Origin of the sequence: Pseudobutyrivibrio sp. 49, assembly GCF_900100545.1 — a bacterium.
Classification (GTDB): Bacteria; Bacillota; Clostridia; order Lachnospirales; family Lachnospiraceae; genus Pseudobutyrivibrio.
This window is the reverse complement of sequence record NZ_FNDP01000002.1, coordinates 158,503-171,014: the sequence shown is the minus strand read 5'-3', so window position 1 is coordinate 171,014 and position 12,512 is coordinate 158,503. Positions and strand designations below refer to the sequence as shown.

The following is a 12,512-nucleotide window of genomic DNA, read 5'->3' as shown; positions in this document are numbered from 1 at the left end:
AATATGGTTGACGTTAGAAAAAAGACAATAATGGATTATTTATACTCACCAACAGCCCAGAGATTTATTTTTGCGTTGTTTTTGGGTATGGAGTTTTTCTATGCATTGAGATTTGGATATGATGATATTTTCCTAGGACACAAACCATTCTTTATAATGGTTCTATTTGCCTTGTATTATTTCTTTGATCCTGAGAGAAAGGACAATCCTTTAAATATATCGTTCTTTCTTTTGTTGATGGCTTACTTTGTCATGGGTATGTACAAATTTATAAATAAACCTATTATTGGTAAAGACTGGGATTTTACTACAAATGCATGGGGACTTCCTATGATATATATTCTTGGTAGAATGTCAGTTGGAAATCGTAAAAGCGAATTGGAAAAAAGAGGATTTCTCGTATTAACAACCTTTGCCATTGGAATGTATATTCAGGGTGTTTTAAATTACTCTAGAATTCTCACAGTATTTGGTGGAGATGGAATGGTTGGTGGAACAGCCTTTTTTGATCATACTAAGCTTTGGGGAAGAAATGCTTATGATGTTGGCTTTACAGTATTGTTTGGAGGATTGTTCTATGCGTTCTTAGTAAGAAAGCAGAATAAAAAGTTCTTTATATTTGAAATGATTGCTTGCGCAATAGGTGCTGGTATCAATTTATATTTTGAGGGGCGTACTGCTGTATTTATTATTGTGGCAGTATTTATGACCATGGCATTTCTCTATGTTATGGTTGGACATCATGAAATTCTCATAAAGTATAAAAAAGTACTATGGGGAATTCTAGCTTTAATAATAGTGGTTATTGCTGCCTATGTATTCAACATTGGCGGTTTTGCAGATATATATAACAACTCCTTCATGGGACGTGATGGTGGTATTTTTGGAAATGTCCGCTTGGTCACATGGAAAGGTGGTCTTATTTATATTTTTAAGAAACAAATGGGTGGCTGGAGATTAGATACTAAAAAATACGTATTAGATTATGCTCATAATAGCTGGTTGGAATTTGGAAGAAATTATGACATAGTACTCTTCATGTTTTTGGTGTTCTTCCTTGTAGCATCTATAATCATTGATTTTAAACTGCTATATAAATATGGTAAGAAATACAAGATAGTATATTTCGCAGTAGGGTCTAAGTTAGCATTTTTCATTATTTCAATGATGAATCCGGATTGCTATTTGGGTATGGATTTACAATATCTGTTTTTGTTTGTTTGTGGAATTGCAAGTGGGCTATATTCGGTGGCAGATGCTAGCGATTATATCACATTGGGGGCTACCTATTCTCCAAATAGGTATAGACATGTGATTTTTACATTCTCACTTTTAATGTTTGCTTTTGTAGGTATCGTATATACGGACTGGTATGTATATGAGATAAAGATGCTTCCAGCAATGATATTACCAGCATTTGCCTTCTTAGCAGGTTCGATGTGTCCAAAGGGAAAATGGAGAAATATAGGGTTAGTCTCGGTTTGTGGTATCAGTATAGTTATTGCAATCTACATGAGACATATATCAAAACAGACAGAATATTATGTAGCAGGTTATTATATGGATCCATTCAAGAAAATAATTGTTGAAAAGGGTGCATATACAGGCCTTTGGATTATTCCTATAGCACTAGTGGCTGGATTTGTATTGTATAAGATTAGATTTAACAAGGCACTTACAGCAATTATTCCAACTATAGTTACAGGAGCAGTATTTGCTTCATTTATCAAGAACAATAGAATCCCATATATCAAAGAAGCTCTTAGATTAATCTATTACACACAGTTTAGACTTTACAGAGCATGGGAAAAGGAAAATAAAATTCCAATGCAGTTTGGTATTTCTTGGAGATGGGCTCACGAGAATAAGTCTGGAGTACTTACATCCTTTAATACCTGGTTGGATTTTGATAGAGACTATGGTCTTATTGTATTTGGTCTTTTGTTAGCCTTTGAAATATGGGCATTTGTTTGTTTTATAAAGATGATTAAGAATAAGGGCAAGCAGCTTTCAGATTATGTATTAATAGTTGCTTTTGTATTATTCAATTATCACTTTATGTTTGAGGCAGCAGCATATAACAGCAAATACATTTTCATACTTGGAATGTTCATTTATGGAATGATTTGCAAATCTGCTACAGATGAAGATGAGGGACCAGAGTTAGAATGGAAACCAGAATTCCTGAAAAAACTAAAAGCATAGAGAAAATCCTATATGTGCTAGTGGGAGTCGGTGTGATTCTTGCTATTTCTATTCCAACATTTCGAAGTGGAATCTACAATGGATTTGATTTATGGTTTCATTTAGGAAGAATTGAAACAATATCAAGGGAGTTGGCAAATGGTCAATTCCCTGTACGATATGAGACACTTAGCTGGTTTGGAAATGGATACATATCAACTGTCATGTATGGAAATATTTTCCTATATATACCAGCATTACTTCATATGTTAGGGGTGGAGACCTATAGGTGCTATAACATCTATGTGCTTTTAGTGAATACTATTGGCACAGGGATTTGCTTATATAGCTTCAATGGTCTATTTAAGAATAGGTATTGGTCACTAATCTCAACTGTCATGTATATGATGGCTGGATACTACATTTCAAATGTATATATGCGTGCAGCAGTGGGAGAGTACACTGCTACGATTTTTATCCCTCTTGTAGTGTATGGTATATATAGGATTTATTTTGAGAATATCGATGGTGGCTCTATCAAAAAAGTGTTGCCATTAGTAATTGGAGTTACTGGAATTATCCAGTCACATGTACTAACTACGTTGATGGTAGCGATGGCAGTGCTTGTATTTATGATAGTGTACCTTAAGGATACTATGAAAAATATAAAGCCATTATTGCTGGCATTGCTTTTAGTATTAGGTTTAAACGCATTCTTTTTAATACCGTTTATAGATAGCTACACATCTTACGTTTTCAATGCAAGTGTAGAGACTGTAGGTGTAAATATTCAAAAGAATGGATTATATCTTAGTCAGATTCTGGGGCTTTTCGCAGAGGCCAAAGGAGCCAGAGTAGATTGGTCTAGCGAAGGTAAAGAGTATCTTCGAATAGGAATGCTTCATGTAATATCATTATTTATGATGATTTTACTGATAGCTTTTAAAAAGAAATTTATTGTTAATGATGAGCAGAAAAAGTCGTTTAGATTAGCATGCACAGTATTTGGCATTGGAGCTATGGCTGCGTGGATGTCTACAGCATACTTTCCGTGGTCTATATTTGCTGGAGATAATGCAATTTCAAATATCATGAGAAGTGTACAGTATCCTAGCAGATATTTAGTTATACAGACTATCTGCTGGAATATTTGCGGTGTGTATGCATTAAAGATATTTAGCGAACAGATTTCGCAGGCAAAGAATAAGATTTTTAAATCCGGAGTACTAGTAGCAGTTATATTTATAGCGTTAGTGCAGACAGGAATCTTCATGTACACTCTGTCATGCTACAATCGCACAATCCAGACTGTAGAAGGACATGATGCTATTGCAGATGGATTATATTTAAGATATGGAACCGATACAGAAAATCTTGCTTCCGAAGCAATCCTTTTGACAGGAGAGGCAACAGTAGAGGATTTTGGGTATAATGGTCGCTGGAGAGAGATTAATATTGTCAATTCTTCAGAAAAAGATGCCACTATATTAGTTCCTGTATTCGATTATAAATATATTCATGCATATGATTCGAATAATAAAGAAATAGCTCTCGAGTCAACAGAGAATAATCAGTATAGCATTACCGTTGCAGCAGGTTTTTCGGATAAGATTCGAGTAGGCTTTGTGGAGCCAGTATTATGGCGCATATCAGAAATGATTAGCTTAATAACAATCATTTTTTTAGGAGTAAAATGGATACTAATAAAAAAATCGTACACATAAGTTTAAATAGTTTATTCACAGATGGCTGGTCTTATCAAGACCAGCTTCTTACCAAATATCACAAAAAAATGGGAATGGAGGTCACAGATATCACTTCCCATTGGATTAATGATGATAAGGGTAATGTAGTCTGGGATGATAGAAATGAGTACGTTAATGCAGATGGAGTAAAGGTTATCCGCCTTTCCATGAAAGGAAAGGATGAATTTACTAAGAAGCTAAAAAGATTCGTAGGCTTGGCAGAGACCCTTGAAAAAGAGCAGCCAGATATTCTTTTTCTTCACAGCGTTAGCTTTCAGGACATTACAGTAGTAGTTGACTATGTGAAAAAGCATCCTGAAGTTGTCTTATACGCCGATAATCATGCAGATTTTTCTAATTCTGCTACTAATTGGATTTCAAAAAATATACTCCATAAAATAGTATGGAAGCACTATGCTAAAAAGCTCATTCCATACACTACAAAGTTTTATGGGGTTATGCCAGCCAGAGTAGATTTCCTTAGAGAGGTTTACGGTCTCCCTGCAGAAAAGCTGGAGCTTTTGGTAATGGGGGTAGATGATGACGAGGTGCCCAAGGCACTGGCACCAGAGACCCGATTAGAAATCAGAAAGCAGTACGGTATCGCCGAGGATGATATTCTTATCATCACTGGCGGCAAGATAGATATGGCTAAGCGACAGACAGTAACTCTTATGAAGACTATCAATAAGCTAGCCAATCCAAAGATTAAGCTTATCGTATTTGGTTCTGTAGTGGATGAGCTGAAGGACGCTGTGCAGGAGCAGTGCAGCGATAATTGTCAGTACATCGGTTGGATTGATTCCAACAGGACATTGGAGTATTATGGCAGTGCTGATTTGGTAGTGTTCCCAGGTAGACATTCAGTATTCTGGGAGCAGGTAGTTGGTATTGGAAAGCCAATGATTTGTAAATATTGGAACGGAACTACTCATGTAGATTTGGGCGGAAATGTGAAGTTCCTTTATGAGGATACAGAAGAGGAATTGGAAAAGGTTATCACTTCGGTCCTCAATTCACCTGAAGAATACAATAACATGAAGCAGATAGCAGAAACTAAGGGAATGAAAGCCTTCTCTTACAGTCAGATTGCTAATCAGAGCATGGGATTAATATAAGGATTAAATAATGAATACTAGAGCAAAAGAATGGATTAAGCGAGATTATGTCCAATCATTTATCATATGTTTTATAATAGCTTGCCTTGCTTTATTACCACTGGTAATAAAGGGCAAGGGTTTTTTTGTGTTAACAAATGATTTTAATGATCAGCAGATTCCATTTACAATCGGATTACACAACGCCCTGATAGACGGGGGTTTTAGCGGTTTTAGTTGGGATGTGGATTTAGGTACCTCTACCATCCAGGCCTACAGCTTCTATGAGCTTGGTGGTCCTTTCTTTTGGTTTAGCATGCTGTTTCCAGCAAATGTATTCCCATACATCGTAGGCTGGTTATTCATGCTCAAGTTCGCCTTTGCAGGTGTGACCTCATGCTTGTATCTGAGAAGATTTGTTAACGATAGCAAGTGGGCAGTACTTGGCTCAGTGCTTTATGCATTTTCAGGCTTCTCACTAATTAACATGTTGTTCTATCATTTCCATGATGCCATCATCTTCTTCCCATTGATGCTGATTGGCCTAGAAATCTTTAAGGAAAAGAACGACTGTAGATTTTTCGTATTTACGATATTTTTAAACTGCTTTATCAATTATTTCTTCTTCATTGGAGAAGTAGTTTTTCTTGTGATTTATTATCTCTTTAGATTTGCAAGCCGAGATATCAAGACACTTTTAATAGATGTAGTGAAATGTGTGGGCTGTGGCATACTGGGTGTGGCCATGGCTGCATTTATGTTTATTCCAAACATAATGTATGTTACTGGAAATCCTAGAACTGGCCAGTTTGCAGGCATTATCGCCATGCTTCACACTACTCTTGCAGATTATATGTATATCCTAAAGAGCCTGTTGCTTCCTGTGGAGACCATGACATCTCAGAGTGTTATCTCAGAGCAGAATTTCTCCAGCCATGGAATGTACATGCCGCTTTTAGGCCTTGTATTAGTAATAGCATATGTAATTAGAATAAGAGACTGGCTTTCTAAAATTATAGTATTTTGTACCATAGCCAGCTTTATTCCACTTCTCAGTGATTTATTCTATCTGTACAGTGCGGCACAGATGAGATGGTGGTATATGTTCAGCCTTATGGTGGTACTTGCATCTGTAAAAATGCTTGAGGAGCCAGAGGTTAAGGCTACAAAGCTTGGTACAAGGATATATATTATCGCTATAGCGGCATATGTAGTAATAATAAATATTCTTAATGCGTTGAAGGTGCAGGACAACGAATGGATTCGTCTTCCTATAAGGTTTTATGCATTTGTAGCTCTGGCAATAATCGGAGCCATAGCAACTTATAAGATTGTAGCTAAGTCAGCAGACTATTATAAAACCGTATTTACGAATGTTTGCATGTTTTCTCTTGGTCTTATGCTATGCACCACATACATATATAAGACCTGCGACTGGATGGGCTATCAGGCTTACAAGCAAAAGTATGATATTGCAAAGGAGCTGGAATTACCTAGCCAGCAGTACCGACTTAACAATACTATGAATCTGATTAGTATGGAGGCTCATGTAGCAGGCTTCACCAATCAGACTTCCACAAATGCAAACAGCATTATAGAATTTGAGGATCTTTTTGATTACTATCACAATGTGGCGGGAATGCCAAAGAACGATATTCCAGGCCTGGCAGCTTTACTTGGTGGAAAATACTACCTTATGTATGAGGAAAGTGCTGGAACAGTAGTGGCTGAGTACGACACAGATTTAGGCAAGGCATATCTTATGGAGACAGGAGCCTGTCCTATCGGCTTTGCGGTAGATTCCTACATTACATTAGATGAATTAAAGAGCCTTCCAGTAAATCAGCGTGCAATTGCGCTTATGGATAGCGCAGTGCTGGCAGAGGAAGATATTACAGCTGATATAAAGGCTGATTTAACAGAAACAAAAGCTACTGACATAGATTTTGATAAATCTATTGATGACTATGTTGTAGAAAACACTTATGGCTCAGTTCTTGGATTTACCAAGGATGGTCATGGAATGAAATGTGTCACAGGCTATGATAAGGACACATACGTATATTTCAGTGTTCCATATGATGAGGGCTGGACAGCCACAGTAGATGGAACAGAGACTTCCATTATAAAATCTGGTGGAATGATGCTTATAAAGATGCCATCAGGAAATCATAATGTAGAATTTAGCTATTGCACTCCAGGATTAAAGCTGGGACTTGTGATTGCAACAGTAGGTTGGGTAGCATTTATCGGAATGATCATCATTTTCAGGCGTAAGAAGGGATAATAAGATGAGCGTAACAAATACCATCGAATTAAAAATTAAGGAATTCATTGGTCGATTAACAGAGTCACAGAAGTTTACATTCTTTTCTGCAATAATCTTTGGATTATTAGCTCATGGCTTTGTATTGACCAACAGACTTTCAGTTCATGATAACAGCCATTGTCTTTTTGATCTTGGCGCCTCATATGAGGTAAACAGATGGGGGCTTGGAATTCTTTATAAACTTATGGTATTAAGCACAAAGACTTTTTCACTTCCATTGTTTAATGGATTTATGTCCATTGTATTCATTGGAGTTGCAGCCATGCTTCTCATGGATATATTCGAGGTGAAATCAAAGCTTGTGGCAGTAATTATTGGCGGTCTCATGGTGGTATTCCCAATGGTTACAAGTGTTTTTTCTTTTATGTTTACAAGCTGGCCATATTTCCTTGGATTGATTTTCGCTTTCCAGGCTGCAAGGGTGCTTACAAAGGAATTATCAGTAAAGCGCCTTATAATCAGTTCCCTTTGGCTGGCTCTTACACTTAGTATTTATCAGGCATATTTGGGAGTTGTGGTAACATTATTCCTTGTAAAGATGTTGCTGGATGTAATCGATGGTAAGACAGAATCTGTAGTAGCATATGCTATAGCAGGCGTATCATCTTTAGTAGAACTTGGTTTAGGACTTGGAATCTGGGCCGTAATCTCAAAGATATTTATTAAGGTGAAGAATATTACACCTAACGACTATAAGGGCTGGACAGAGCCATATAATCTTGCAAAGTTTCCAAAGGTATTTGTTAATGCCATTAAGAATTTCCTTACCTTTAGAATGGAAGGTATCAATGCACTTAGATACCTTAGAATGCTTTCACTATTAATCTTCGTAATAGCAGTTGTTATGATAGTAATGCTTCTTATCAAGTCGCAGGCAAAGCTTGCAGTGAAGCTTTCTTCAATCGTGGGCGTAGCGCTTATTCCTGTAGCCATGATGGTGGTATATCTCTTATCTACCAGTGATATGTTTGCAGTTACTACACTCATGATTTATGCAGAAGTGTTTGTATTTATTATTCCGCTGATTCTCATAGAAAGATTTGAAGGCTTTGAGAACGCACTAGTAAACAAAGCAGCACAGTGCACATCTTTACTTTTGATTTTCTGCACATCAGTGGTAACTATCGGATACGTATATCTCGATAATGCAGCTTACAACAAGGCTGCCATCTTCCAGGAGCAGGCAGTGGTTTACATGACAGCACTTCTTGCAAACATTAAAGCTACAGATGGTTTTTCTGATGATATGGAGATTGTGTTTGTAGGATTTAATAACATTGCTGACGAGACTATCAATGAAGTTGCCAGAAAAGAAGAGCTTGATGGTATTCAGTTAGAAAAGTATTATAATTCCTTGGAAGAGATGCTTAACTACGGTGTGAATATTCAGTTCGCCCGAGATCATCTCGGTATCGGAAATGAGAAGATGGTAATGGAGGATATGGAAGAGATTACCAGCCTGCCACAGGTACAGGCTATGCCTACATATCCTAATGAGGGAAGCATAGCTATAATCGATAATAAAGTAATTGTTAAAATGGGTGAAGCGAATTAATGAGTGATAAGAAAAAAATATGGGTTTTCCTGATTGCTGTAATGACTCCTATAGTAGGATGCTTGTTATTGCTTTTGAGTCAGGGAATTGCACCATGGGATTTTTCACTGGCAACTACAAATTGGAATGATGAGCCAATGTACTATAAGCAAATCGAAGGTATGGTACATTTTGGCACTCCACAGGGCTTCTTTGGATATAACGAGAGCCACTCAGTATACGGAAATTTTGGTGGATGGACACCAGCAAACCTGATTCCATATTATTTGGTAGGCAAAGTATTTGGTTGGCACTTTGGAACTCCAGTTATATTTAATCTTTGTTTATGGATTTTAGTATTTGGCTTTTTTGCTATAGTATTAAAGCCAACCCTAAATCAGCAGATTATAATTTCGTTATCGTTTATTGCATACCTAAGTGCAAGCAGATATATTTTTTCGACAACACCAGAAGCATTTATTTCTGTGTCAGTAGTACTGTTTGCAATTTCATTCATTAAGTTTTTTGAAAAGGATTCTAAGTTAGTATGGCTGGTCATTTGCGATATAATGATGATATGGCTTACCTTGCTTAGAGGCTTTTATGGAATATTTGGTGTGTTGATTTTGGTGGCCATGTTTATAAAGGCTGACAAGAAGTTTGAATGGCAGAAATGGCTTATCCAGATAATCTTAATGTTTGTTGCTTTAATAGGCTTTATTCTTTTAGCTAAATATCTGGAGGCTCCATATATGGCTGGAGGAGATATTAGCGGCGAAGCATTATTTAGCATAAAGTCATTAATAAAGAGCGGTATACTAGGTGTAATAGAAGCACTGAAATACATGGTTGAGGCGGTAAAGCTTCAGTCCATGAGAGGCTGCTGGTATATTGGTTATATTGCTATTATGGTATGGACCTTGGTAAAGGGTATAAGGAATAAGAATGCTATGTTTATTTCTGTTGCAGCAGCATTATTAATCGTGCTTGCATCCATGTTTGTTCTTTATAATGCTAAGGAAGGCTCGAGACAGTTGATGTCGCTGACCATCACGGCATTAATGCTTATGCCTCTATATGAAGATAAAAAGCCAGTTTGTATTTCATTTGTAATAGTGATAGCATTATTATTCTGGCTGGATGGAGAAAGCTTCTTTAAGCAACTGTCCATTGATGCTAATGGCGAAAGAGAAACACTATATCTCACAGCTCAGAAGGAACTTTCAGAGCTGATGCCGATAGCTGAGGATGAATGGGATAACACAGTGATTTATTCCAGAACAGTAAATCATCAGGATATGATGGCACTTCCAGCAGGAATGGGAATTAACTTTTGCCTTAATGAATATATAAAAGATAATTTTGATGAGCTATCATCTAAATATGTAGCAGTTAGAGTAGATGACGATATTGAAAGATTTTTACAGGAGCAATCTTGTGAGAAAATATATTCGTTTAATGATACTGTAGTATATAAATTGAGATAGAAAAGAGGAAATGAAATGCTATTTTCAGCAGTAATACCTGTGTATGGCTGTAGAGCTGCACTTCCAGAATTACATAGAAGATTGACAGAGACTTTCTCTGCCATGACAACTGAGTACGAGATCGTTCTTGTAAATGATAATTGTCCAGAGAATTCATGGGAAGTAATCGAGGAATTATGCGCAAAGGATTCTCACGTTAAGGGAATTGAGCTTTCGCGTAACTTTGGTCAGCAGAATGCCATCCTTGCAGGACTTAATCACTGTACTGGTGAATGGGTTATCGTTATGGACTGCGATCTGCAGGACAGACCAGAAGAAATCCCTAGATTATATGCAAAAGCGCAGGAAGGCTATGATGTTGTCTTCGCTAGAAGAGCTGACAGACAGGATTCAAAGATAAAGCTTTTCTGGGCTAGCCGTTTCTATAAGGTTTATAATTTTGCTACTGACGGTACCTATGATGGAGCCTTATGTAACTTCTCAGTAGTAAACAAAAAGGTAATCAAAGAATATTGTGCTATGCCAGAGCAGTATCGTGATTACGTAATGTATATCAAATGGCTGGGCTTTAGAACTACAGCTATTGATGTAGAGCACAATGCAAGATTCGAGGGCGAAAGCTCCTACACCTTTCAGAAAAAGGTTAATCTTGCCATCGAGCTTCTTACTTCACAGTCTGATAAAATGTTACGACTGGTGGTGGGCTTAGGCTTTGGAATGACATTACTGTCGTTTATTGCTATAATTTTAATTGTGATTCAGTATTTTATTGCAGATGTGGATCCAGGCTGGTCTAGTATAGTTGCTTCCAATTTTCTGATTGGAGGACTTACTATCATGACTATAGGAATGGTTGGTATCTACGTGGGCAATATATTTGTCCAGACAAAGGACAGACCAAAGTTTGTTATCAGACAGATTCTGAATGATGACAGCGAAGAGAGGTAGAATTAATTGAAGAAATTAGCAATCATAGGTGCTTCGTACTTGCAGGTACCTTTGATTAATAAAGCGAAAGACCTGGGATATGAGACACATGTATTTGCGTGGGCAGCTGGTGATGTTGGCGAGACTCTTGCAGATTACTTTTATCCCATAAGTATTGTTGAAAAGGAACAGATTTTAGAAAAGTGTCAGGAGATTGGTATCGATGGCATTTGTACCATCGCATCCGACCTTGCTACAGTCCCAGTGAATTATGTAGCACACCACATGGGCTTGGCGGGAAACAGTCTTGAGTGCACGGAAAAGTCCACTAACAAATGGGCTATGCGAGCAGCCTTCGAAGCGAATGGAGACCCTTCTCCAAAATGCGTAAAGGTACAGAATAAAGAGGATTACCAGGGGGTAGATTTCCAGTATCCAGTAATTATAAAGCCTTTGGATCGTTCAGGTAGCCGAGGCATCACAAGAGTGGATAATCCTGCAGAGCTTGATGCAGCTATCGAGGCTGCCAAGGAAGTTGGCTTTGAAAAGGCAGCTTTGATAGAAGAATTTGCTACAGGCATTGAATATAGTATCGAGTGCGTCAGCTACAAGGGCGAGCATACTCTGCTTGCTATCACAAGAAAGTACACAACAGGGGCTCCTCATTTTATCGAGACGGCTCACAGCGAGCCAGCAAGCCTTACACCTGAAATGGCTGAAAAGGTAAAGAATACAGTGTTCCATGCGCTGGATAGTCTTGAGATTAAAAACAGTGCATCACACTCTGAGCTAAAGATTGATAAGGACGGAAATATTCGTATTATCGAAATCGGCGGCAGAATGGGTGGCGACTGTATCGGAAGCAGCCTTGTAGAACTTTCCACAGGAGTGGATTTCGTAAAGGCGGTAATAGATATTGCTCTTGGTCAGAAGCCAGAGGTTACTCCTACTAAAAGGGGATATGCCATCATCAGATATGTCTTTAGTCAGGAAGACAAGGACATTATGGATGCAGCTATGAGCGAGATGCCGGAAGCTGTAATAGAACACGAGATAATGGATAGCCTGGAGGGAGAGATTACTGACAGCTCCACCAGATATGGCTACTTTATCATGAGCGATATGACCGGTGACATCAGAAAATATTTGCCTTCAGAAATTTGATTTTAATTTCAAAAGGCGTATATTATACACTATGTAAATTAAACT

Annotated in this window: 8 protein-coding genes; all 8 read left to right on the top strand. The window is 37.7% G+C overall.

Annotated elements, in window-relative coordinates; genetic code table 11:
- Positions 1-3: 3 nt before the first annotated feature.
- Genes BLP54_RS04090 through BLP54_RS04055 form a run of 8 tightly spaced genes read left to right on the top strand, consistent with a single transcriptional unit; the run spans position 4 to position 12,467 of the window.
- Entirely contained in the window at positions 4-2,205 is a 2,202-nt protein-coding gene (locus BLP54_RS04090) for an O-antigen ligase family protein (protein ID WP_090167054.1), read from the top strand.
- The gene (locus BLP54_RS04085) at positions 2,169-3,908 is read left to right on the top strand and encodes a hypothetical protein (RefSeq protein WP_090167052.1); all 1,740 of its coding nucleotides are present in this window, start codon (positions 2,169-2,171) and stop codon (positions 3,906-3,908) included. Before BLP54_RS04090 ends, BLP54_RS04085 begins: the two co-directional genes overlap by 37 nt.
- Positions 3,878-5,047 carry a glycosyltransferase family 4 protein gene (locus BLP54_RS04080; protein ID WP_090167050.1) on the top strand — a complete coding sequence of 390 codons (1,170 nt, stop codon included), beginning with the start codon at positions 3,878-3,880 and terminating at the stop codon, positions 5,045-5,047. Before BLP54_RS04085 ends, BLP54_RS04080 begins: the two co-directional genes overlap by 31 nt.
- 10 nt (positions 5,048-5,057) lie before the next feature.
- Positions 5,058-7,313, top strand: coding sequence for a YfhO family protein (locus BLP54_RS04075; RefSeq protein ID WP_090167048.1), 2,256 nt, complete (start codon positions 5,058-5,060; stop codon positions 7,311-7,313).
- 4 nt (positions 7,314-7,317) lie between these two features.
- On the top strand, positions 7,318-8,910 hold the full coding sequence (locus BLP54_RS04070; protein ID WP_090167046.1) for a glucosyltransferase domain-containing protein: 1,593 nt from the start codon (positions 7,318-7,320) through the stop codon (positions 8,908-8,910).
- A complete protein-coding gene (locus BLP54_RS04065; protein WP_090167044.1) occupies positions 8,910-10,376 on the top strand; it encodes a hypothetical protein in 1,467 nt (488 codons plus the stop codon). Before BLP54_RS04070 ends, BLP54_RS04065 begins: the two co-directional genes overlap by 1 nt.
- A 15-nt stretch (positions 10,377-10,391) precedes the next feature.
- Positions 10,392-11,324 (top strand): glycosyltransferase family 2 protein, encoded by a 933-nt coding sequence (locus BLP54_RS04060; protein WP_090167042.1) that lies wholly within the window; start codon positions 10,392-10,394, stop codon positions 11,322-11,324.
- 6 nt (positions 11,325-11,330) lie between these two features.
- On the top strand, positions 11,331-12,467 hold the full coding sequence (locus tag BLP54_RS04055) for an ATP-grasp domain-containing protein (RefSeq protein WP_090167040.1): 1,137 nt from the start codon (positions 11,331-11,333) through the stop codon (positions 12,465-12,467).
- The last annotated feature ends 45 nt before the right edge of the window (positions 12,468-12,512 follow it).

Bases quoted from the DNA above. Each gene is read 5' to 3' on its own strand.
- BLP54_RS04070 (WP_090167046.1), top strand. From the start codon at position 7,318: ATGAGCGTAACAAATACCATCGAATTAAAAATTAAGGAATTCATTGGT.
- BLP54_RS04075 (WP_090167048.1), top strand. From the start codon at position 5,058: ATGAATACTAGAGCAAAAGAATGGATTAAGCGAGATTATGTCCAATCA.
- BLP54_RS04080 (WP_090167050.1), top strand. From the start codon at position 3,878: ATGGATACTAATAAAAAAATCGTACACATAAGTTTAAATAGTTTATTC.
- BLP54_RS04090 (WP_090167054.1), top strand. From the start codon at position 4: ATGGTTGACGTTAGAAAAAAGACAATAATGGATTATTTATACTCACCA.
- BLP54_RS04085 (WP_090167052.1), top strand. From the start codon at position 2,169: ATGGAAACCAGAATTCCTGAAAAAACTAAAAGCATAGAGAAAATCCTA.
- BLP54_RS04060 (WP_090167042.1), top strand. From the start codon at position 10,392: ATGCTATTTTCAGCAGTAATACCTGTGTATGGCTGTAGAGCTGCACTT.
- BLP54_RS04065 (WP_090167044.1), top strand. From the start codon at position 8,910: ATGAGTGATAAGAAAAAAATATGGGTTTTCCTGATTGCTGTAATGACT.